Genomic DNA, 22,685 nt, shown 5'->3' on the forward strand with positions numbered 1-22,685 from the left:
GCCCGGTATGAGGTCGCGGCGGCTTCAGGGAGGAGGAGGAAGCCGCCGCTCGCTTTCAACATCCAGGGTCAGGGAGGAGGAGAGACCCGGATGTATCCGCGTTCCGGCGTCCAAGGCCGGTATGAGGTCGCGGCGACTTCAGGGAGGAGGAGGAAGCCACCGCGCGCTTTCAACATCCAAGGTCAGGGAGGAGGAGAGACCCGGATGTATCTGCGTTCCGGCGTTCAAGGCCGGTATTTGGTGCGGCGACATCAGGGAGGAGGAGGAGGCCGCCGCTTAACTCAGACCCCAGGGAGGAGGAGAGGAGCCTGAATTCAGTATCTTGTTCCGCTTAACGTGCGGTGTATTCGGCCGAAGCCTGCTGCGCCACGCGCTTGATCATCGAACGGTGCAGGCCCAGATCGGCCAGCTCACGCGCCGACAGGGCGCTCAGCTCATTTACGGTCTGACGATACATCCGGTTGCGGATGTAGCGGGTTTTTGCGGCCTCGATCAGCGAGGAGAAGCCGGAGAATGTTGCGCCTTTTGCGGCGGTGTAGTCGCTGGTGACAGCCATGATCTTTACCTATCGTCGTATCGTCTCTGCCGCGTCGGTGCGGCGTTTGCTTGAGACTGAAAATAGGCAAATGCTGCGCCTGCACAATAGCTTGCAGTATCAATGCTGCTATGCAGCAATTGCATAGATTATCCCCTGAAATCACGGCGTTTGCGAATAGCGCATATTTTATTGGGCTTTGAGTGTGCCTGATACGTTCTCTTTCAACGGTATTTATTTGTCACTTATGATCGAGCGCCCTTTTTTTACGCCACGTGATGCAAGTTGCGCCCTTGAAAAAACGCACCGGGGGGTCTGGGCGCCCCGAGTCGACCGCAGCGGGGCTGCTTTCGCGTGCGCAGATGCAAGCACGTGCGCGCAATGGGACGGGATGGGAAGTATGGGAAACCATGGGATCCACTGAGCGATGGTGCCGCCAGAGCTGAAAACCGTGGACCGTTACCGGAGGAGTTGACCCAGGAAGTGGTTAATTTGCGCTCGAAAAATGGATTTCTGAAAAAATATTGGGAAAAGATGGGAGTTTTTTGGGGGGCTTTTTCTCCCCAACATGTAGTGGTTTCTGTTGGTAAAGTCCCATATCCTGTGGATAAGGAGCGGTTCAGGGGATTGACTCTGTTCGTGATTTTTCTCAGTTTCGCGAATCTCTCCAAAATTTCCTATTGATTTCCATGAATTCCCATGGCATCCCTTGTTCATCGGATGAGAACGAGACAGCAAGGGGCACCAAACGACCCCGAACCAACAATAAGCAGGTTTCATACAGGCGCTTCGCTTTCATCAGAACCAAGAGATCCGGCGCGCGAGCGAGCAGACATCCCCCCAGGTGGCGCGCGCAGTCGGACATCCCCGCAAAGCGGGATCAGGCGGCGGGTTGATCAGTGGCAGCAGATCAACCCGCCGTTTCTACTTTCTGGGGGCGAAAAACAAGTTGGCGCATAGCGAAAGGGACAGTCGTTTTGGCGCGCAGGTTCAGAGGCGAGAGCCAGAATAAGGTGGATACGAAAGGCAGGGTGTCGATTCCTGCCTCGTTTCGCCGTGTTCTAGAGGCTGGCGATCCGAACTGGCAGTCGGGCGATCAGCCCGAGCTTGTAATTGTCTATGGTGACCACCGCCGCAAATTCCTGGAATGCTACACGATGCAGGCGATCGACGAGGTCGACGCCAAGATTGACGCGCTGCCGCGTGGTTCGATGGAGCGCAAGATGCTGCAACGCATGTTCCACGGTCAGTCGTTTCCCACAGCCGTGGATGAAACCGGCCGTCTGGTGCTGCCCGCCAAGCTGCGCAACAAGATCGACCTTGAAAAAGAGGCGTTCTTTATCGCTGCTGGTGATACCTTCCAGATCTGGAAGCCCGAGACATACGAGACAGAAGAGCTGGCCAAGGCCGAAGAATGGCTCGACGAATTGCCCGGCGATTTCGATCCGATGGCCTTCCTTGATGGCGCGGGGGGCGCGTAACGGCATGGCTGCTGCGGCCAACCCCGACCAAGACCCTCACATCCCTGTATTGTTGCGTCCTTTGCTGGCGGCCATATCCCCTGTTTCGGGGCGGTGGTTGGATGGTACCTTTGGGGCGGGGGGGTATACCCGTGGTTTGCTGGCCGCAGGCGCGGACACGGTCATTGGCGTTGATCGCGACCCGCTGGCGTTCGAGATGGCCGCCGATTGGGCAGGCGACTATGGCGACCGGCTGGTGATGCAGGCCGGTGTGTTCTCGCGCATGGATGAATATGCCAGCGATCTGGACGGCGTTGTGCTGGATCTTGGCGTGTCGTCTATGCAGCTTGATCTGGCCGAACGTGGCTTTTCCTTCATGAAGGATGGCCCGCTGGACATGCGCATGTCGCAGGATGGCCCATCGGCCGCTGATCTGGTGAATGAAGCCAGCGAAGAAGACATCGCCGACATCCTGTTTCACTATGGTGAAGAGCGCGCCAGCCGCCGGATCGCCAAGGCCATCGTCCGAGAGCGGACCGTAGGGGCGATCACAACAACCCTGCATCTGGCAAAGATCATCGAATCCTGCCTGCCGCGCCCCAAGCCGGGGCAATCGCACCCCGCCACGCGCAGTTTTCAGGCGCTGCGGATCGCGGTGAATGACGAATATGGCGAGCTGTTTCGCGGTCTCATGGCAGCCGAGCGCGCCTTGAAGCCTGGCGGGCAATTGGCTGTGGTCACCTTTCATTCCGTCGAAGACCGGATGGTCAAACGGTTCTTACAGGCGCGCGCAGGCAAGACCGGGCGTGCCAACCGCTATGCGCCCGAGATCGCTCAGGACGCGCCACAGTTCACCATCAAGACGCGCAAGGCCGTTGGGCCAGACGATCAAGAGCTGGAAGAAAATCCAAGGTCACGCTCTGCCAAGCTGCGTGTGGCCATTCGCACGGACGCGCCCGCGGGCGCAGTCGATGGCAAGAGCATCGGGATGCCGATGTTGAAAGGCGGGAAACGATGAGAAGCGTCATCTATGTGCTGACCGCCCTGGCTGTCTTTGGCCTTGCCCTCTGGGCCTATCAGGAGAACTACAAGACGCAGCAGGTGTTGAAAGACACCCAGCGTTTGCAACGCGAGATTGGTGCCGCGCAGATCCGGCTGAGCGTTCTGCGGGCCGAATGGGCCTACCTCAACCGTCCGGACCGCTTGCGCGAACTGGCAGACCTGAATTTTGATCGCCTGGGCTTGTTGCCCCTGCGCCCTGATCAGTTTGGCCGCGTGGATGAAGTGGCTTATCCCCCGAAACCGCTGCCGCCGATCACCAACGCGGTTGATGTGTCGACCCTGAACGGGGAGCAGTTCCCATGAGCCGTATCCCCCTGCGTCCGCTGGCCCGTATCCTGGATGCGCGCAGCAAGGGTGAAAATCCAGACGCTATCGAGCGTGAAAACATCCGCCAGCGTCACGAAGAGATGCAGGACCGCGCCCGGGCTCGGGCCGAGGGGCGGTTGCTGATCCTGGGTGTCTTTTTCTTCTGCGCTTTCTCGGTTGTCGGCGCGCGCATGGGGTTGCTTGCGACTTCCGAGGCGCAAGAACCGTTGGCCAGTGCCACAGGAGCCAACATCGCCACCCAACGTGCCGACATCGTCGACCGTGAAGGCCGCATTCTGGCGACGAACTTTGAAACCCATTCGCTGTACGCACAGCCGCCCTTGATGGTGGATCCGATCGCCGCAGCAGACGGGTTGGCGCAGGTTTTTCCGGATCTGGACAAAGAGCGCCTGGTCCGGGACTTCACCGGCAAGCGCAAGTTCATCTGGATCAAGAAACGCATCTCGCCGGAGCAAAAACAGGCGGTGCATGACATCGGCGATCCCGGTCTGCTCTTTGGCCCGCGGGAAATGCGGCTTTATCCAAACGGCATGCTGGCCGCCCATGTGTTGGGCGGAGCGGGTTTTGGCAAGGAAGGCGTAAACGCCGCCGAGGTGATTGGTGTTGCAGGTGTCGAAAAGCAGTTCGATGGCTATCTGCGCGATCCGGCCAATGGTGCCAAACCACTGAAACTCTCGCTGGACCTGACCGTACAGGCCGCAGCTGAACGTGTTTTGTTAGGCGGCATGAAGATCATGAATGCCAAAGGCGCGTCATCTGTCTTGATGGATGTCCACACGGGCGAGGTGATTTCGGTTGCCTCGCTGCCTGCATTTGACCCCAACGACCGCCCGCGCCCACCCACCAGCGGGTTCGACCCCTCGGACAGCCCGCTGTTCAACCGAGCAGTGCAGGGCGTGTATGAATTGGGCTCGGTCTACAAGATCTTTGCAGCAGCACAGGCGGTGGATCTGGGGCTGGTGAACTCGGAAACCATCATCGACACCTCGGGCCCGATGAAAGTGGGCGGCTTCCGTATCGGGGAATTCCGCAACAAGAACTATGGCAAGATCAGTGTTGCCGACATCATTGTCAAAAGCTCGAACCGGGGGACCGGTCGGCTGGCAATGCAGATCGGACCGAAACGACAGCAAGAGTTCCTGAACGCGCTTGGGCTGTTTGATCCGACGCCGTTCGAAATTGTCGAGGCCAAGGGCGGCCAGCCGCTGTTGCCAAAGAAATGGGGCGAGTTGAGCTCGGTCACGATCTCCTACGGTCACGGGCTGTCGACCAGTCCGATGCATCTGGCGGCAAGCTATGCTGCGATTGCCAATGGTGGCCATTATGTCAGCCCAACTGTACTGCGCCAGAACGGCCCGCAATACGGCCCGCGCGTGATGTCGCCTACAGCGGCACGCCAAGCGCGCAAGATGTTGCGCAAAGTTGTGACCAGCGGAACTGCCAGCTTTGGTGAGGTCCCGGGCTACGCGGTGGCGGGCAAAACCGGCACTGCCGACAAACCCAAACCGCGCGGCGGGTATTATGAGGACAAGGTGATCGCCACCTTTGCCACGCTTTTCCCGGCACACGACCCGAAATATGTGCTGGTGGTGACGCTCGATGAGCCGTCAATCCTGGCCTATGGCGAAAAGCGCCGCACCGCCGGTTGGACAGCTGTTCCCGTGGCAGCCGAGATGATTGGCCGCGTCGCGCCGCTGTTGGGGCTCAGGCCACAGGTTGAGCCCGGCGAAACCGCTGGTATAACGCTGACCTCGAATTAACCATTTAGGCGGGGCGTCATGGGCACACCGGCAAAGAAACTCAGCCAGCTGGCCCTGACCGCGCGCGGTGGCCTGGATCCGGATGTGACCGGGATTGCCGTTGACAGTCGCGAGGTGAAACCCGGCTTTCTGTTTGGTGCGATGCCTGGTACGCGTGTGCATGGGGGCGAATTCATCACCTATGCGCTGCGCATGGGGGCCTCGGCCATCCTGACAGACGCCAAAGGGGCCGAGATTGCGTCCGAAGAGCTGGCGGAATCAAGCGCCGCCTTGGTGGTGGTCGAGGACCCGCGACAGGCCCTGTCGGGTGCTGCGGCGCTGTGGTTCGGGGCGCAGCCCAAAACCATGATCGCGGTCACCGGGACCAATGGCAAAACCTCTGTATCTACCTTTGTGCGTCAGATCTGGACCGAGCTGGATCATGCTGCCATCAACTTGGGCACCACCGGCGTCGAAGGGGCTTGGACCGCGCCGCTCGCACATACCACACCCGAGCCGATCACCCTGCATCGCACTTTGGCCGAAGCGGTGGAAAACGGGATCACACATGCCGCGATGGAGGCGTCCTCGCACGGGCTGGAGCAGCGCCGCCTGGATGGGGTGCATCTGACTGCCGCCGGATTTTCGAACTTCACCCAGGACCACTTGGATTACCACGACACGTTCGAGGCCTATTTTGCCGCCAAAGCGGGACTGTTTCGCCGGGTGCTGCCGCAAGACGGTACCGCAGTGATCAACATGGACGATCCAAAGGGCGCTGAAATGCGCGCGATCGCTGCTGCGCGGGGCCAGGATGTGCTGACCGTGGGTCGCGGCAATTGCGACCTGAGCCTGACAAACCAACGCTTTGATGCAACCGGGCAGGATCTGCTGTTTTCGTGGCGTGGCAAGTCGTTTCAAGCGCGCCTTAACCTGATTGGCGGGTTTCAGGCCGAAAACATCCTGCTCGCCTGTGGTCTGGTGATCGCCAGCGGGGATGAGCCTGAGCGCGTGTTTGACACGCTGGAGCATCTAACCACCGTACGCGGCCGGATGCAGTTGGCCGCGACCCGCAGCAATGGCGCGTCGGTCTTTGTCGACTACTCGCATACGCCGGACGCGGTTTCGACCGCACTGCAGGCCTTGCGTCCCCATGTCATGGGCCGTCTGATTGCCATTGTTGGCGCAGGCGGGGACCGGGACGCGGGCAAACGCCCGCTGATGGGGCAGGCGGCGGCGGAAAACGCCGACATCGTCTTTGTCACCGACGACAACCCCCGCAGCGAGGACCCGGCCACCATTCGCGCCGCCGTCATGGGGGGCGCTCCGCAAGCGACCGAAGTGGGCGACCGGGCCGAGGCGATTTTGCGCGGGGTGGATGCCCTGCAACCCGGTGACGCCTTGCTGATCTGCGGCAAGGGGCATGAGACGGGGCAGATCGTGGGCGATCAGGTGCTGCCGTTTGATGACGTGGAACAGGCCAGCATCGCCGTGGCCGCATTGGATGGGGGGCTGGCATGACGCTCTGGACTGCAACCGAGGCCGCAGCAGCCGCAAATGGCCGTGCGATTGGTGATTGGTCGGTCAATGGCGTGTCCATTGACACTCGCACAATTGAACCCGGCGATTTGTTCGTGGCGCTGAAAGCTGCGCGCGACGGGCATGAGTTTGTGGGGCAGGCATTGGAGAAAGGGGCAGGTGCTGCTCTGGTTTCTCACATTCCTGGCGGCTTGCCGGGCAATGCTCCACTGCTTTTGGTCGATGACGTGCAAGCTGCGCTCGAGGATTTGGGCCGCGCTGCCCGTGCCCGAACTGGAGCGCGGGTCGTTGCCGTGACCGGCTCGGTTGGAAAGACTTCGACCAAGGAAATGCTGGCCGCGATGCTGGGCAGACAGGGCAAGACTCACGCCAGCGTTGCCAGTTACAACAACCATTGGGGTGTGCCGCTGACATTGGCGCGGATGCCACGCGACACTGAATTTGCGGTGATCGAGATCGGCATGAACCACCCTGGCGAAATCGCTCCCCTGGCCAAACAGGCGCGCCCGCATGTTGCGATGGTGACCACCGTTGCTGCGGCGCATCTAGAGGCGTTCGAAAGCGTCACCGCGATTGCGCGCGAAAAGGCTTCGATCTTTGAAGGGCTAGAGCCGGGCGGCGTGGCTGTGGTCAACGCTGACATTGACGACGCGCAGGTTTTGCGTAGCGCAGCTGATGCAGCGGGCGCGCAAATCGTGGCCTTCGGGACCAAGGCACAGGACTATCGCTTGCTGGACGTATCGCTTGAGGGAGACGTGACACGCTCAATAGCGCAGGTCCGCGGACATGAGATTGCCTTTGAGATCCAATCTGCTGGTGCCCATTTTGCAATGAATGGATTAGGCGCGCTGGCCGTTGCCGGGGCCCTGGGAGGCAAACTGGAGGCCTCGATCAAGGGGCTGGCCGGTTGGAGCCCCTTCAAGGGACGCGGCGTTCGTGAAACCTTGATCCTTCCCGGCGGCACTATCGAATTGCTGGATGACAGCTACAACGCCAATCCAACTTCGATGGCTGCGGCCCTGGCCGTGCTGGCCGCTGCAAAAGGCACGCGTCGGATCGCCTTTGTTGGCGATATGAAGGAGCTGGGGCCGCAGGCCGAGGCGCTTCACGCAGGACTGGCGGCTCTCGATGGGATGGTTGCGATAGAACAGGTTCATTGCATCGGCCCGCTGATGCAGGCGCTGCACGCGGCGCTGCCTGATGACAAACGGGGCGTTTGGACGGAAACCAGCGCTGAAATGGCTGAAACGCTGCCCGAACTGGTCCGGGCCGGCGATATCGTGCTGGCAAAGGGCTCTTTGAGCATGGGATTGGCGCGGGTTGTTGACGGGCTGCGCGAAATGGTCCAAGGGGCCGGATCGCAGAAGAACACGGACGAGTAGGGGCAAGAGCAGATGCTATATTGGTTGACCGCGCTGTCGGACGGAGGGGATTTCTGGAACCTCTTTCGCTATATCACCTTCCGCGCGGGCGGGGCGTTTCTGACGGCGCTGCTGTTCGGCTTTCTGTTTGGCCGTCCCCTGATCAACGTCTTGCGCCGCAAGCAGGGCAAGGGCCAGCCGATCCGCGATGATGGTCCCGAGGGGCATTTCCAGAAGGCGGGCACACCCACCATGGGCGGCTTGCTGATCGTCGGCGCGCTTGTAACCTCGACGCTGATGTGGGCGCGACTGGACAATCCCTTTGTCTGGTTGGTTCTTTTCGTGACCCTGTCCTACGCTGCCATCGGCTTTGCCGACGACTATGCCAAAGTGTCCAAGCAAAACACCAAGGGCGTGTCCGGCAAGATGCGTCTGGCCTTGGGGATAATGATTGCGGTGATCGCTTCGGTCTGGGCGGCGTATAACCACCCCGAGGCGCTGCAATATCAACTGGCGCTGCCGGTTTTCAAAGACACGCTGATCAATCTGGGCCTGCTGTATATACCCTTCTCTATCTGTGTGATCGTCGGATCAGCCAACGCGGTGAACCTCACAGATGGCCTCGACGGGCTTGCCATCATGCCCGCCATGATCGCGGCTTCGACCCTGGGCGTGATCGCCTATGCGGTGGGGCGGGTCGACTTCACCGAATACCTCGACGTGCATTACGTGCCCGGAACCGGTGAAATCCTGATCTTCACCGCCGCGCTGTTTGGCGGCGGTCTGGGCTTCCTGTGGTACAACGCCCCGCCTGCGGCCGTTTTCATGGGCGACACCGGTTCGCTGGCCCTGGGCGGCGCCTTGGGGGCCATAGCTGTGGCCACCAAACACGAGCTGGTGCTGGCCATTGTCGGCGGTTTGTTTGTGGTCGAAGCGTTGAGCGTGATCATCCAGGTGCTCTATTTCAAGCGCACCGGAAAGCGCGTGTTCCTGATGGCCCCGATCCACCACCACTATGAGAAAAAAGGCTGGGCCGAACCCACCATCGTGATCCGGTTCTGGATCATCTCGCTGATCCTGGCGATGATCGGATTGGCGACCCTGAAAGTCAGGTAACAAGCGCTCCCGCCAGGGTCACGGCGGGGCTTTGGCCCGCCTGCACCCTGTTGGGCCCGGCTCCCGCTGACGCGCGAGCCTATTTGGTGGCTTGCACAGGGTCTTGAATTGCGGGCAGGGTGTCGATCAAATGACAAGAATTCACGAGGATAGCGCATGATCCCGGTCAAAGGGTGCAAGGGCCAGAAGGTGGCTGTTCTGGGGTTGGGGCGCTCGGGGCTTTCGGCGGCGCGCAGTTTGCTGGCGGGCGGGGCGGATGTTCTGTGTTGGGACGACAATCCGGCCGCGAGAGAGGCGGCAGAGGCCGAGGGGTTCGACTGCGTCGAGCTGCGTCGGTCGGGGGATTTCGAAGGTGTCGCCTCGCTGATTGTCAGCCCTGGTATTCCGCACCTCTATCCTGCGCCGAACCCGGTAGTGCGCGCCGCACTTGAGGCAGGCGTGCCGGTGGACAATGACATCGGGCTGTTCTTTCGGTCCTTTGCTGATAGCACATGGCACCATTTTGAAACCTTGCCGCGGGTCGTGGCAGTGACCGGATCGAACGGTAAATCCACCACGGCGGCCCTCATTCATCACATCTTGACCGAAGCCGGGCGGCCCTCGCAATTGGCGGGCAATATCGGGCGCGGGGTTCTGGACATCGATCCGGCCGAAAATGGATCGGTCGTCGTGTTGGAACTGTCGAGCTATCAGACCGAACTGGCGCGTTCGCTGACCCCTGATGTGGCGGTGTTCACCAACCTCTCACCCGATCACCTGGACCGGCACGGCGGCATGGGTGGCTATTTCGCGGCCAAGCGGCGGTTGTTTTCCGAGGGCGGGCCGGATCGCGCGGTGATCGGTATTGATGAGCCCGAGGGGGTGTTTCTGGCAGGCCAACTCTCTGAGGGTGCGGCGGATGACCGGGTGATCCGGGTGTCCGTGGCGCAGAAGTTGAGTGGTCCGGGGTGGCAGGTCTTTGCCCGTAAGGGGTTCCTGAGCGAGTACCGCAAGGGACGGCAGGCGGGGTCGATCGACCTGCGCCCGATCAAGGGGTTGCCAGGGGCGCACAACCATCAGAACGCCTGCTCGGCCTATGCGGCGTGTCGGTCGTTGGGTTTGGCACCGCGGGTGATCGAGGATGCGATGCACTCCTTCCCGGGCCTGCCCCACCGCAGCCAGATCGTGGCCGAGGCGGGCGGTGTGACGTTCGTGAACGACAGCAAGGCCACCAATGTGGATGCAGCGGTCAAGGCGCTCAGTGCTTTCAAGAAGATCCGCTGGATCTGTGGCGGGTTAGAGAAAGATGGCGGCCTGTCTGCGCTGAACGATGCGGCAGGGGGCGTGGTCAAGGCCTATGTCATCGGGCGTGAGGCGGCCGGGTTTGCCATGCAGTTGGATGTCGCGGCCGAGGTTTGCACCACGATGGCCAAAGCGGTTGAACGAGCGATGGCCGAGATGCAGGAAGGAGAAACCGTGCTGCTGGCCCCGGCAGCGGCGAGTTTTGATCAATACGACAATTTCGAACAACGCGGTGATGATTTCCTGCGCGAGGTTCAGGCGCGGTTGTGAGGTAGGAGGGGGCTTTGCCCCCGTGGCTGCGCGACTCCCCCACCGTATTTGAGACAAAAAGAAGCTGGGGCGGCGTTTCACCTGTTCGGTGTCAGCGTCCAAGCTTTGCGTGAATGGCGGTTCCTGCGGCGTGACCCGAGGACCAGGCCCATTGGAAATTGAACCCGCCGAGCCAGCCGGTGACGTCGACCGCTTCGCCGATCACGTAGAGGCCGGGGACAGAGGTGACCTCCATCGTGCGGGATGACAGTGCGTTCGTGTCGATACCACCCAGCGTGACTTCGGCGGTTCGGTAGCCTTCGGTGCCTGATGGGGTCAAGCGCCAATCCGAGAGCGCGGCGCAGAGCGTTTGCAACTTGGCGTCGGACTGATCAGCCAGATTGCCGTCCAAGGGGATGTCTGTTTTCAGCGCGTCGACCAGACGGGCCGGCAGGTGGTTTGACAGCTCGGTCGTCAGCGCCTTGCGGCCTGATTGCTGGCGTTGGGTCCGCAGCGCGTCATAGAGGGTGGCTTCGGGGTCGAGGTTGACGTGGATCTCTTCGCCTTCGCGCCAATAGGACGACAGTTGCAGCACCGCCGGTCCGCTAAGGCCGCGGTGTGTGAACAGGAGTGCCTCGTCAAAGCTGGTGCGCGCGTTGCTAAGGCGCACGGGCGTGGCGATTCCAGCAAGCGGTTTGAAACGACCTTCGGGAAAGGTGAAGGGGACCAAAGCGGGGCGGGTCTCGGTCACGGGAATGTCGAACTGGCGCGCGATGTCATAGGCGAGGCCAGTGGCACCCATCTTAGGGATCGACTTGCCGCCGGTGGCGAGGACAAGGTTGCGGGCGATTGTGACTTGGCGTTTGCCTTCGCGTTCTAGCGTCACGTGATACCCGTTTTCGGTTTTTGCAATCTCGACCACTGAGGTTTGCAACCACAGTTCGGCACCTGCGCGCTCCATCTCGGAGACCAGCATGGCGATGATCTGTTTCGACGAGCCATCGCAAAACAGCTGGCCGAGGGTCTTTTCGTGCCAGGCGATGCCGTTTTGGCCCACCATTTCGATGAAATCCCATTGGGTGTAACGCGCCAGAGCCGATTTGCAGAAATGCGGGTTCTGCGACAGGAAGTTGCCAGGCTCGGCGTGCATGTTGGTGAAATTGCACCGCCCGCCGCCCGAGATGCGGATTTTTTCGCCGGGGTTCTTGGCGTGATCCACGACCAAAGTGCGCCCGCCCGCGTGGGCGGCGCACATCATGCCGGCGGCTCCGGCACCCAGGATGATCGTGTCATAAGTCATGCGCCGGGCAATGGCCGGGTTTGCGCGCGATGGCAAGGGGAATGCATCGAGCGAAAAAGATCAACTGGATGAAGGGGCAACAGTATTGCCAAAGAAACCACTATCGTTCTATCGGAGTTTGGAAAGCAATTCAGAAGGTTCTGTTGCAGCAGATTGTGTTTAATGTTGAGCATTGCGAGAATTCTATCCTGCGTGTCGTCGTGTTGCCTCGTGGCGTGTGGCACGCCGACACAGGATGTAAGCAGCGCGTTGGAAGAGATTGAACAACGCGAAATTGCGATACCAAACTACCCACAAGTGGGTAGAAGTTACCTTTCTTTCGATCATGCACACGGGTTTCAGGTGACCTATTTAGGTGAAAATGGAGTTTCTTGGCTTTGGTACCCTGGTAATGATGCCGCTGTTCCAGCCCGATTTGCGCAGAAAACAGTTGGCGGCATTGGTGCGATGTGTTGGCGCTATCCCTCAAACAGTTTCAATCCGGTGACACGTACAACAGGGGGTGTTGAACGATGCTCCGCGACTTCAATCCTTAGAAAAAGGACCGTATCCGAGCTCAAGGGAGACCCGTTTGGCCTGTCGCATGGAAAAGTGCCGTACAGGCTGAGCAAATGTGTAGCACCTAATGCGTTCATTTTCGACAGATCCCAGGTGGGGTGCTAGATTTCCTAAACTTACGATGTTCCTGAAGTCGCCTTTGTGACGCTCCCAAAAACAACAGTTATTCTTACAGAGCTTTGGGTTAGAGCCTGTAATGCTTTGGCTGCGGTCTCTACTTGCTTAGGGGATTGGCACGGTCCAGGCAGAAATAGTCCCAGAGAAATCATCGGCAGAATCAGTTCGACTGACAAAGTTGATCGAGCAACAAAGGCAAAATGATCTATGCGAACAAACAAGTATTTTCTCGTCCTTTCCGCGCTAACCTTGTTCACCGCGTCGTGTACAGAGACAGCACCCGTTGCGATGGAAACGCTTCCAACTCGGATCAGCGCGAGCGATGCACAAAAACCTTTTTTTGTGCGAACGCAGAACCCTGAAGCTCCCTATTTGCCTGCACGAGTATCAAAGCGGCCAAATAATGGTCCCCACAGAGGCGCGCCGGTACAAGTAGCACTCCGAGAACCGAAGCGCCCCGATAGCTCTTCTGCGGTATTGCTGGCTCCAAGCGATATCGAATTGATAAATCAAGTCGTCGGCAATTTTGGCCCACAACTGTCCGAGAAGACTGCCTTTGAGGCGGGCAAGATGATTGCATCTCAGACCGTTTGCTTCAATCAACAGATTACTCGTAACTCAGTCGGTCGTAGTTATTCTGATCCCAAAGACATTGCAAAAATAGCGCAATCCGGGACCAATATATTGGATGCAAAGGTTCCCTCGGGCGCGCGTGGCGAATTAATCCCAAGGGCCGAGTATGTAATTGGGGGGTGGAAAGTTAATCTGTGGTGCAAATAGCCTCACCCCAAAGCTTAGTCGCAAAGTTAAGAGGTTTGCTTCTCGGGTGCTTCTGTCGCCAAGCACACAAGGGTGAAGCTGTATTCTCTCAATTTAAGGCCCGCTTTGTCCGGCAAAGTGGGCATTCGAACGGAAGTTCCCTGCGTGATCGTCCCGTTTGAGACATGCTGTAGAAAAACGCGGCGTTTGCCGCTGGCGCAGCGGATGCTCAAGGTTCTCAGCTGTTTCGTCGTTTGCGTGTCGTCGGCGTCTGGGTTCTTCTCGCTCGATATGGTGAGCTAAGAAAGCGAACGCTTCGGTTCAGGCCGTTTTTTGCCCGGCTTCTGCATATCCCCTAGCCCAAAGGCCAATCTCGCTGTAGACTGCCACTCAGATCCCGAAAAGGGACATCAACGAGGCAGATCAGTGGCGGTAATCTCATGACTGAGATGGTGTATGGGGCCGTGCCCGCGCAGGGTGGCGAGCCAATTCTTCCGAAATGGTGGCGGACTCTCGACAAGTGGTCGATGTCCTGTGTGTTGATCCTGTTTGGGATCGGCCTGCTGCTGGGGCTGGCCGCGTCGCCGCCTTTGGCGTCGCGCAACGGGTTTGACCCGTTTCATTATGTCGAGCGTCAGGGGATCTTTGGTGGGGCGGCGTTGGTGGCCATGTTGCTGACCTCGATGATGTCGCCCACGCTGGTGCGCCGCTTGGCGGTGCTTGGGTTTATCGGTGCCTTTGTGGCGCTGGCCTTGCTGCCGGTGTTTGGCACCGATTTTGGCAAGGGCGCGGTGCGTTGGTATTCGTTGGGCTTTGCGTCATTGCAGCCGTCCGAATTCCTCAAGCCGGGCTTTGTTGTTGTGGCGGCCTGGCTCTTTGCCGCCAGCCAGCAGATCAACGGCCCTCCGGGGCGGCTGTGGTCCTTTGCCTTGTGCATGGCGATTGTGGCGATGCTGGTGATGCAGCCTGATTTTGGGCAGGCGAGCCTGGTGCTGTTTGCCTGGGGTGTGATGTATTTTGTGGCCGGTGCGCCGATCCTGCTGCTGGTTGGGATGGCTGGTTTTGTAGTGCTGGGGGGCATGGTGGCCTACTCCAGTTCCGAGCACTTCGCGCGCCGGATTGATGGCTTTCTGAACCCCGATGTCGACCCGACCACTCAGTTGGGTTATGCCACCAACGCGATCCGCGAGGGGGGGTTGTTTGGTGTTGGCGTGGGCGAGGGGCAGGTGAAATGGTCCCTGCCGGATGCGCATACCGATTTCATCATTGCTGTGGCGGCCGAGGAGTATGGCCTGATCCTGGTGATGATCATCATCGCGCTCTATGCCTCGATCGTGGTGCGCTCGCTGCTGCGTCTGATGCGGGAACGGGATCCGTTCATTCGCCTGGCGGGTACGGGACTGGCCTGCATGTTCGGCGTGCAGGCGATGATCAACATGGGCGTGGCGGTGCGATTGCTGCCCGCCAAAGGTATGACGTTGCCCTTTGTCAGCTACGGTGGGTCGTCGCTGATTGCGGGTGGAATTGCTCTGGGGATGCTGCTGGCGTTCACGCGAACGCGGCCTCAGGGTGAGTTTGGGGACATTTTGCGCGGACGGGGATGATGACGCAAAACTATCTGCTGATTGCGGCGGGCGGCACCGGGGGGCACATGTTCCCCGCACAGGCGCTGGCCGAGGCGATGCTGAAAAAGGGCTGGCGTGTGCGCCTGTCGACGGATGCGCGCGGTGCGCGCTACACGGGTGGCTTTCCGCACACGACCGAGATTGTCGAAGCCTCGAGCGCGACATTTGCACGGGGCGGTGTGCTGGCCAAGGCGCTTGTGGCGCCCAAGATCGCGGCAGGTATCGCCAGCATGGCCTGGCAGATGAAGCGCGACACGCCGGATGTCGTTGTGGGTTTTGGCGGCTACCCGTCTATCCCGGCGCTAGGGGCGGCGACGCTGCTCAAACTGCCGCGGATGATCCACGAGCAGAACGGCGTGCTGGGGCGCGTAAACCAGCTGTTTGCCAAACGCGTTGCGGGCATCGCGTGTGGCACCTGGCCCACGGATGTGCCCGAAGGGGTCGAGGCTGGTCATGTGGGCAACCCGGTGCGCGCCGCTGTGTTGGACCGGGCCGGGGCGGGATACATCACGCCTGGTGACTATCCCATGTCCGTGCTGGTCATGGGCGGCAGCCAGGGCGCGCGCATCCTGTCGGATGTGGTGCCTGCCGCCATCGCCATGCTGCCCGAGGGCCTGCGCCAATATGTGCGCGTGGCCCATCAGGCGCGCGATGAAGATGGCGAACGGGTCACGCAGTTCTACGCCGAACATGGCATCAGCGCCGATGTGCAGCCGTTTTTTCATGATGTTCCCAGCCGCATGTCCGAGGCGCAGCTGGTGATCAGTCGCGCAGGCGCGTCCAGCGTAGCCGATATCTCGGTCATTGGGCGCCCGTCGATCCTGATCCCCTACGCAGCTGCAACCGGCGATCATCAGACCGCCAATGCGCGTGGCCTGGTTGAGGCGGGCGGCGCGATCATGATCCCCGAAAGCCGCCTTGACTCTGCCGTGCTGGCAGAGCAGATGGCGGCGGTTCTCACCAACCCGAACGCCGCTCAGCAGATGGCCAATGCCGCGCTGAGTGTCGGTGTGCCGGATGCGACCGAGCGTCTTGTAACCCTTGTCGAAGATCTGGCCCAAGGCGCGGCCCGAAAGGAAAACGGATGACCCCTGCAACCAAGCTCCCCACTGACGTCGGACCGATCCACTTTGTGGGTATAGGTGGGATTGGCATGTCGGGTATCGCCGAGGTGCTGTTGAACCTGGGTTACAGCGTGCAAGGGTCCGACCTGAAGGCGTCGAAAATCACAGACCGTCTGGCCGAACTGGGTGCGCGCATCTTTGTGGGCCAAAGCGCCGAGAACCTGGAGGGGGCGGCCGTCGTGGTGGTATCCACCGCGATCAAGCCGGGCAACCCCGAGTTGGATGGCGCGCGGGCCCAGGGCCTGCCGGTGGTGCGCCGGGCGGATATGCTGGCCGAACTCATGCGCCTGAAATCAAACATCGCGATTGCGGGTACCCACGGCAAGACCACCACCACCACCATGATGGCCGAGCTGATGGTGGCCGGGGACTTTGACCCGACCGTAATCAACGGCGGCATCATCCACGCCTATGGCTCGAACGCGCGGATGGGGCAGGGCGAATGGATGGTGGTCGAGGCGGATGAGAGCGACGGCTCGTTCAACCGTCTGCCCGCAACCATCGCCATCGTCACCAACATCGACCCCGAGCATATGGAGCATTGGGGCGATTTCGACACGCTGCGCGATGGGTTTTACGAATTTGTCTCGAACCTGCCATTCTATGGCCTGGCCGTCTGCTGTACCGATCACACCGAGGTGCAGGCCCTGGTGGGGCGGATCACCGACCGCCGGGTGCGCACCTATGGTTTCAACGCGCAGGCCGATGTGCGGGCCGTGAACCTGACCTACAAGGGCGGCGTCGCGCATTTTGACGTGCATTTGCAGCACGAGGATATGGTGATCGAGGGCTGCACCCTGCCGATGCCGGGCGATCACAACGTCTCAAACGCTTTGTCCGCCATTGCCGTGGCCCGTCATCTGGGCATGAAGGCCGAAGAGATCCGCCAGGCGCTGGCGAATTTCGGAGGCGTCAACCGCCGCTTTACCAAGGTGGGCGAGTGCGACGGCGTGACCATCATCGACGATTACGGCCACCACCCGGTCGAGATTGCAGCCGTGCTGAAAGCCGCGCGTCAGGCGACCGAGGGGCGGGTGATCGCGGTCCACCAACCGCACCGCTATTCGCGTTTGCACAGCCTGTTCGATGATTTCTGCGCCTGTTTCAACGAGGCCGACGTTGTGGCGATTGCCGAGGTTTTTGCGGCGGGCGAAGACCCGATCCAGGGCGCGGATCGCGACGCTCTGGTTGAGGGGCTGATTCGTCATGGTCACCGTCACGCGCGCGCCATCCTGAACGAGGATGATCTGGAACGTCTCGTGCGGGAACAGGCGAAACCGGGTGACATGGTGGTTTGCCTTGGCGCAGGTACGATCAGTGCCTGGGCCAATGGGTTGCCCGCACGCTTGGGTTGATCCGAAGGCAGAAGGAGGCGCGCCGTGACCTTGTTGATTGCAGTTTCCGCCCTTTGGGTTCTGGCCGCAACGGCGGTTGCGATGCTGCCTCTGCGGCGGCAGTACATACCGGGCGTTGCGCTGATGCTGGCGGCGCCGGTGCTGATCTATCTTTTGGGGCGCGAGTTCGGCTGGATCGTAGGCCTGGCGGCAACGGCGGCGTTTATCTCGATGTTCCGCAACCCGCTGCGCTATTTTTGGCGCAAATGGACGGGTGGGGACGTCGAGGAACTGATCAAGGGGCGGGACTGATGCTGTCGATTGCGCTTGTTTGCATTTGGGCCATCGTTGCCAACGTGCTGGCGATGACGCCTAGCAAGGACAACCACTGGCGCAACGCCTATGTTCTGATCGCCATCGGCATTCCGCTTTTGGGCTATGTCACTTATGAAAACGGGCCTTGGGTCGGGTTGTTCGCGTTGCTGGGCGGCATGTCCGTGCTGCGTTGGCCAGTGATCTATTTGGGACGTTGGGTGCGCGGAAAAAGCTGACGCCTGACCGTTACATGGCCATTTACCTGTTCATACCCTCGTTTGTTCTATTGGTGACGGCCTTCGTTGGATTTCGATTTGCAAGGTTGGGCCTCTACAGCCGTTCCTTTTGGACCTTGGTCCTTTTGGGCGCAGCTTCTGCGTTGATCTTTGCGTTCAATTCCGATGGAGCGCCGACGGGGCGAGATTACCTAATGGCGGCAGTGTTCTATATTGTTCTTTTTCCGTCCATGGCTGGACTAAGTGCGGGGACGCTTTTGGGGTTTCTATGGGGCTTGCTGCGCCGTCGTTGAAGGCATTGTGAAATCGGGGCGGCTTGGGCTAGATGCGACAAGCAACTTTGCAAACCGGATGTTCCCATGATTTCACCTGACGCACTTCGCGGAAAACTGACCCCCCAGCGAGAGCTTTCCGATCTGACGTGGCTGCGCGTGGGTGGTCCGGCGGACTATTTGTTTCAGCCTGCTGATGTCGATGACCTGCAAGAGTTTCTGCGGCAGTTGCCCAGAGAGGTGGATGTCTTCCCCATGGGCGTCGGCTCGAACCTGATCGTGCGCGACGGTGGTCTGCGCGCGGTGGTGATCCGGCTGGGGCGCGGGTTCAACGGGATCAAGGTTGATGGGCTGACTGTCACCGCAGGCGCCGCAGCGCTGGATGCGCATGTGGCGCGCAAGGCAGCGGATGCGGGGGTTGATCTGACGTTCTTGCGCACCATCCCCGGCTCCATCGGCGGCGCGGTGCGGATGAACGCTGGTTGCTATGGCAGCTATACGGCGGATGCGTTCCAATCCGGTCTCATCGTGACGCGGCAGGGAGAGCTGAGCGAGATCGGGCCTGACGAGCTGAACTTTCGCTATCGTCAAACCGATATGCCCGAGGGCGCGGTATTGGTGACGGCCACGCTCAAGGGGGGGCCGGGCGAGGCTGAAGAGCTGCACGCCCGCATGGCGGCGCAGCTGCAAAAGCGTGACGAGACGCAGCCCACCAAGGACCGCAGCGCTGGATCGACCTTTCGCAACCCCGCCGGGTTCTCATCCACGGGGCGCGCAGATGACGTGCATGACCTGAAAGCGTGGAAGGTGATCGACAACGCGGGCATGCGTGGCGCACGGGTTGGCGGCGCTCAGATGAGCGAAAAACACTCGAATTTCATGATCAACACTGGTGGCGCAACTGCCGCAGACCTCGAGGGCCTTGGCGAAGAGGTGCGAAAAAAGGTTTACGATTCCAGCGGGATCACGCTAGAATGGGAAATCATGCGGATCGGTGAGCCGCTGGATAAATAACACCCCGTTTCCGAACCTGATCAGGCCAATAAAACAGGCGGAAACGGTGGCAAATAGCAGACACGGACCACCAAATAAGGTCCGGAAAATTCGAGGCACGTGTTGTGGGTCAGTCGAGCAGGGCACCCCGGACAGTGGCGGTATTGATGGGCGGACCTTCGGCTGAACGCGAGGTTTCCCTGTCCAGTGGGCGTGAATGCGCCGCCGCGCTGAAGGGCGAAGGATATAACGTGATTGAGCTGGACGCCGGTCCAGACCTGTCCGAACGTCTGCAAAAGATCAAACCAGATGTTGTCTTCAACGCCCTGCATGGCCGCTGGGGCGAAGATGGCTGTGTCCAGGGTTTGCTGGAATGGCTGGGCATCCCCTATACGCATTCGGGCGTGCTGTCGTCGGCCTTGGCGATGGACAAGGACCGTGCCAAAGAGATGTTTCGCGCGTCTGGTCTGCCGGTGGCCGAGAGCGTGATTGCGGATCGCGATGAGGTGAAGAAGCGCCATGTGCTGGCGCCGCCTTACGTGGTCAAACCCAACAACGAAGGGTCCTCGGTCGGGATCTATATCGTGCACGAGGCCGCCAACAGCCCGCCACAACTGGAATCCACCATGCCGCAGCAGGTGATGGTCGAGCAATATGTGCCGGGGCGCGAATTGACGACCACGGTAGTGGGCGACAAGCCGGTGACCGTGACCGAAATCTTTGCCGATGGGTGGTACGACTACGAGGCCAAGTATTCCCCCGGCGGTTCGCGCCACGAGGTGCCCGCCAACATCCCGCAAGACATCTTTGACCTGTGCCTGGATTATGCCCTGCGTGCGCATCAGGCGCTTGGCTGTCGTGGTGCAAGCCGGACGGATTTCCGTTGGGATGACAGCAAGGGGGTCGATGGCCTGTTCCTGCTGGAAACCAACACACAACCCGGCATGACGCCAACTTCTCTGGTTCCGGAACAGGCGGGGGAGCTGGGCATGACCTTTGGCCAGCTTTGCGCCTGGATGGTGGAGGACGCCTCGTGCAATCGGTAAAGCGCAATCGCCTGCTGCCGGTTTTGTTCCGGTCCAAGGTACCTGTCGCGCAGGATGCGGACTTTGCCAGCGGCGATCACGACCCGCAGGGCCACGGCATCCCTTTGGATGGGGCGGGGCGCATTCGTCTGTCGGGCAAGCGGGCCGATCCGGCGCCGTCGCGGTGGAGCTATCGGCTGCAACGCTGGATGTTGACGCCGGGCATTCGCCTTGGCCTGCGGATCGGGGTGCCGTTCTGCCTGGCCTTTGCGATCGGCAGCGCGTTTCTATCCAGCGAAAAGCGCCGTGATGCGTTGAATATGTTTGTCGCGGACGTCCGCGCCTCGATACAGGAGCGGCCCGAGTTTATGGTCAAGCTGATGGCTATTGACGGGGCGGGCGGCAGTCTGTCGGCGGACATTCGCGAAGTGGTGCCGTTTGATTTCCCCACCAGCTCCTTTGACTTGGACGTCGAGCAGATCCGCGAGATTGTCGTGGGCCTTGACCCGGTGAAATCGGCTACGGTGCGCATCCGGCCTGGCGGGATCCTGCAGGTCGATGTGGTCGAGCGGGTGCCGGTGGTGGTCTGGCGCTCTCGTGATGGGTTGGAAATTCTCGATGAGACCGGCGCGCATGTGGATGATCTGAAGACGCGCGCGGATCGGGCTGATTTACCCTTGATCGTTGGGGATGCCGCAGACCAAGCCGTCGGCGAGGCGATGGCATTGCTGCATGCGGCGCAACCTTTGGGCAAGCGCTTGCGCGGGTTGGCCCGCATGGGTCAGCGGCGTTGGGACGTGGTGCTGGATCGCGGTCAGCGAATTCTGCTTCCGACCGAACGACCGGTGCGCGCGTTAGAGCGTGTGCTGGCTGTGAACGAGGTGCAGGATCTGCTCGAGCGTGATGTGGCGGTGGTCGACATGCGCCTGGGGAACAGGCCGACACTCAGAATGACGGAAAACGCTGTCGAAGAATGGTGGCGGATAAGAAAAACAAGCGGGAACGGGCAGTAAATCATGATGACGGATCTCTATCAGTCTCAACGCGCGATGCGGCAGATGCGACGTCAGGCGATGCAGCGCGGTGTTGTTGCTATTCTGGACGTTGGCAGTTCCAAAATTTCGTGCCTTGTGCTGCGCTTTGATGGCACCAGCCGACTAAGCGATGACAACTCTATTGGATCCATGGCAGGGCAGACCGGGTTCCGCGTGGTCGGGGCGGCCACCACGCGCTCGCGCGGGGTTCAATTCGGCGAAATCACCGCGATGCAGGAGACCGAGCGCGCGATCCGCACCGCGCTGCAAGCCGCACAAAAGATGGCCGAAATCCGTGTCGATCACGTAATCGCTTGTTTCTCGGGGGCCAATCCGCGCTCTTACGGTCTGGACGCACAGATCGAGCTGGAAAGCCAAATGGTGAACGAGGCCGAGGTGGCCCGCGTGCTGAGCGCCTGTGAAGTGCCGGAGTACGGTGAGGGCCGCGAGGTACTGCATGCCCAGCCGGTGAACTTCGCCCTGGATCACCGTTCGGGGCTGAGCGATCCGCGGGGGCAATTGGGGCAGTCGTTGGCCGTTGATATGCATATGCTGACAGTCGACAGTGCTTCGATCCAAAACCTGATCCACTGCATCAAGCGCTGCGATCTGGAACTGGCGGGGATTGCATCATCGGCATACGTGTCTGGTATTTCCTCGCTGGTCGAGGATGAGCAAGAGCTTGGCGCGGCCTGTATCGACATGGGCGGCGGGTCGACCAGCATTTCGATCTTTCTGAAAAAGCACATGATCTATGCTGACAGCGTTCGGATGGGGGGCGATCACGTCACCAGCGATATTTCGATGGGTCTGGGCGTGCCGATGGCCAATGCCGAGCGGATCAAGACGTTCTGCGGCGGGGTGCATGCCACCGGCGCTGATGACCGCGACATGATCGACATTGGCGGCGACACCGGCGATTGGGAGCATGACCGCCGGACCGTCAGTCGGGCGGAACTGATCGGCATCATGCGGCCACGGGTCGAAGAGATCCTGGAAGAGGTCCGCGCGCGGCTGGATGCGGCCGGGTTCGACCACTTGCCCAGCCAGCAGATCGTGCTGACGGGTGGGGGCAGTCAGATCATGGGGCTCGACGGTTTGGCCAGCCGCATTCTGGGGCAGCGCGTGCGTCTGGGGCGGCCTTTGCGCGTGCATGGCCTGCCGCAATCCGCGACGGGCCCAGGGTTTTCGAGCGCGGTAGGCCTTAGCCTCTTCGCGGCGCACCCGCAGGACGAATGGTGGGACTTCGAAATCCCTATCGACCGCTACGCGGGCCGGTCCCTCAAGCGTGCGGTGAAATGGTTCCGCGACAATTGGTGAGCCA

20 protein-coding genes are annotated in these 22,685 nt (G+C 60.5%); 18 read left to right on the forward strand and 2 right to left on the reverse strand.

The features are described 5' to 3' along the window. Nucleotides 1-331 precede the first annotated feature (331 nt). Nucleotides 332-556, reverse strand: coding sequence for a DUF1127 domain-containing protein (locus TRL7639_RS07155; RefSeq protein WP_085795047.1), 225 nt, complete (start codon nt 554-556; stop codon nt 332-334). A gap of 956 nt (nt 557-1,512) precedes the next feature. Here TRL7639_RS07155 and mraZ point away from each other — a divergent pair. The 8 genes from mraZ (at nt 1,513) to murD (ending at nt 10,690) form a co-directional block, all read left to right on the forward strand. Beyond that, nucleotides 1,513-2,016, forward strand: coding sequence for a division/cell wall cluster transcriptional repressor MraZ (mraZ, locus tag TRL7639_RS07165; protein WP_085795049.1), 504 nt, complete (start codon nt 1,513-1,515; stop codon nt 2,014-2,016). A gap of 4 nt (nt 2,017-2,020) precedes the next feature. Continuing rightward, on the forward strand, nt 2,021-3,013 hold the full coding sequence (rsmH, locus tag TRL7639_RS07170; protein WP_085796297.1) for a 16S rRNA (cytosine(1402)-N(4))-methyltransferase RsmH: 993 nt from the start codon (nt 2,021-2,023) through the stop codon (nt 3,011-3,013). Continuing rightward, nucleotides 3,010-3,360, forward strand: coding sequence for a cell division protein FtsL (gene ftsL / locus TRL7639_RS07175; RefSeq protein ID WP_085795050.1), 351 nt, complete (start codon nt 3,010-3,012; stop codon nt 3,358-3,360). Before rsmH ends, ftsL begins: the two co-directional genes overlap by 4 nt. Beyond that, complete coding sequence (locus tag TRL7639_RS07180) at nt 3,357-5,144, forward strand: peptidoglycan D,D-transpeptidase FtsI family protein (RefSeq protein WP_085795051.1); 1,788 nt, start codon at nt 3,357-3,359, stop codon at nt 5,142-5,144. The genes ftsL and TRL7639_RS07180 overlap by 4 nt, the downstream gene beginning before the upstream one ends. An 18-nt stretch (nt 5,145-5,162) precedes the next feature. After that, entirely contained in the window at nt 5,163-6,644 is a 1,482-nt protein-coding gene (locus tag TRL7639_RS07185; protein ID WP_085795052.1) for a UDP-N-acetylmuramoyl-L-alanyl-D-glutamate--2,6-diaminopimelate ligase, read from the forward strand. Next, nucleotides 6,641-8,044: a UDP-N-acetylmuramoyl-tripeptide--D-alanyl-D-alanine ligase gene (locus TRL7639_RS07190; protein WP_085795053.1), complete on the forward strand. Its 1,404-nt coding sequence runs from the start codon at nt 6,641-6,643 to the stop codon at nt 8,042-8,044. The genes TRL7639_RS07185 and TRL7639_RS07190 overlap by 4 nt, the downstream gene beginning before the upstream one ends. Nucleotides 8,045-8,056: 12 nt before the next feature. Beyond that, nucleotides 8,057-9,139, forward strand: coding sequence for a phospho-N-acetylmuramoyl-pentapeptide-transferase (mraY, locus tag TRL7639_RS07195; RefSeq protein WP_085795054.1), 1,083 nt, complete (start codon nt 8,057-8,059; stop codon nt 9,137-9,139). 156 nt (nt 9,140-9,295) lie between these two features. Continuing rightward, nucleotides 9,296-10,690: a UDP-N-acetylmuramoyl-L-alanine--D-glutamate ligase gene (gene murD / locus TRL7639_RS07200; RefSeq protein WP_085795055.1), complete on the forward strand. Its 1,395-nt coding sequence runs from the start codon at nt 9,296-9,298 to the stop codon at nt 10,688-10,690. Nucleotides 10,691-10,781: 91 nt separating this feature from the next. Here the strand turns inward: murD and TRL7639_RS07205 are convergent, their stop codons facing one another. Beyond that, complete coding sequence (locus tag TRL7639_RS07205) at nt 10,782-11,969, reverse strand: BaiN/RdsA family NAD(P)/FAD-dependent oxidoreductase (RefSeq protein ID WP_085795056.1); 1,188 nt, start codon at nt 11,967-11,969, stop codon at nt 10,782-10,784. Between the two features lie 963 nt (nt 11,970-12,932). Here TRL7639_RS07205 and TRL7639_RS22895 point away from each other — a divergent pair. The 10 genes from TRL7639_RS22895 (at nt 12,933) to ftsA (ending at nt 22,681) form a co-directional block, all read left to right on the forward strand. Continuing rightward, entirely contained in the window at nt 12,933-13,424 is a 492-nt protein-coding gene (locus TRL7639_RS22895) for a hypothetical protein (RefSeq protein WP_133057626.1), read from the forward strand. Between the two features lie 419 nt (nt 13,425-13,843). Beyond that, a complete protein-coding gene (gene ftsW, locus TRL7639_RS07210) occupies nt 13,844-15,007 on the forward strand; it encodes a putative lipid II flippase FtsW (RefSeq protein WP_085795057.1) in 1,164 nt (387 codons plus the stop codon). Next, on the forward strand, nt 15,007-16,116 hold the full coding sequence (locus TRL7639_RS07215) for a UDP-N-acetylglucosamine--N-acetylmuramyl-(pentapeptide) pyrophosphoryl-undecaprenol N-acetylglucosamine transferase (RefSeq protein ID WP_085796298.1): 1,110 nt from the start codon (nt 15,007-15,009) through the stop codon (nt 16,114-16,116). The genes ftsW and TRL7639_RS07215 overlap by 1 nt, the downstream gene beginning before the upstream one ends. Further along, nucleotides 16,113-17,507 (forward strand): UDP-N-acetylmuramate--L-alanine ligase, encoded by a 1,395-nt coding sequence (gene murC / locus TRL7639_RS07220; protein WP_085795058.1) that lies wholly within the window; start codon nt 16,113-16,115, stop codon nt 17,505-17,507. Before TRL7639_RS07215 ends, murC begins: the two co-directional genes overlap by 4 nt. Nucleotides 17,508-17,531: 24 nt before the next feature. Continuing rightward, on the forward strand, nt 17,532-17,798 hold the full coding sequence (locus tag TRL7639_RS07225; RefSeq protein WP_085795059.1) for a DUF2484 family protein: 267 nt from the start codon (nt 17,532-17,534) through the stop codon (nt 17,796-17,798). Then, on the forward strand, nt 17,798-18,037 hold the full coding sequence (locus tag TRL7639_RS07230) for a DUF2484 family protein (RefSeq protein ID WP_085795060.1): 240 nt from the start codon (nt 17,798-17,800) through the stop codon (nt 18,035-18,037). Before TRL7639_RS07225 ends, TRL7639_RS07230 begins: the two co-directional genes overlap by 1 nt. 359 nt (nt 18,038-18,396) lie before the next feature. Further along, complete coding sequence (murB, locus tag TRL7639_RS07240; protein WP_085795062.1) at nt 18,397-19,323, forward strand: UDP-N-acetylmuramate dehydrogenase; 927 nt, start codon at nt 18,397-18,399, stop codon at nt 19,321-19,323. A 146-nt stretch (nt 19,324-19,469) separates the two neighbouring features. Continuing rightward, nucleotides 19,470-20,348, forward strand: coding sequence for a D-alanine--D-alanine ligase (locus TRL7639_RS07245; RefSeq protein WP_235820278.1), 879 nt, complete (start codon nt 19,470-19,472; stop codon nt 20,346-20,348). Nucleotides 20,349-20,452: 104 nt separating this feature from the next. Next, nucleotides 20,453-21,340 (forward strand): cell division protein FtsQ/DivIB, encoded by an 888-nt coding sequence (locus TRL7639_RS07250; RefSeq protein WP_235820348.1) that lies wholly within the window; start codon nt 20,453-20,455, stop codon nt 21,338-21,340. Nucleotides 21,341-21,346: 6 nt separating this feature from the next. Then, nucleotides 21,347-22,681, forward strand: a complete 1,335-nt coding sequence (gene ftsA, locus TRL7639_RS07255) for a cell division protein FtsA (RefSeq protein WP_085796300.1) — start codon at nt 21,347-21,349, stop codon at nt 22,679-22,681. Nucleotides 22,682-22,685: the final 4 nt, after the last annotated feature.

The sequence above is a fragment of the Falsiruegeria litorea R37 genome, assembly GCF_900172225.1.
GTDB lineage: Bacteria > Pseudomonadota > Alphaproteobacteria > Rhodobacterales > Rhodobacteraceae > Falsiruegeria > Falsiruegeria litorea.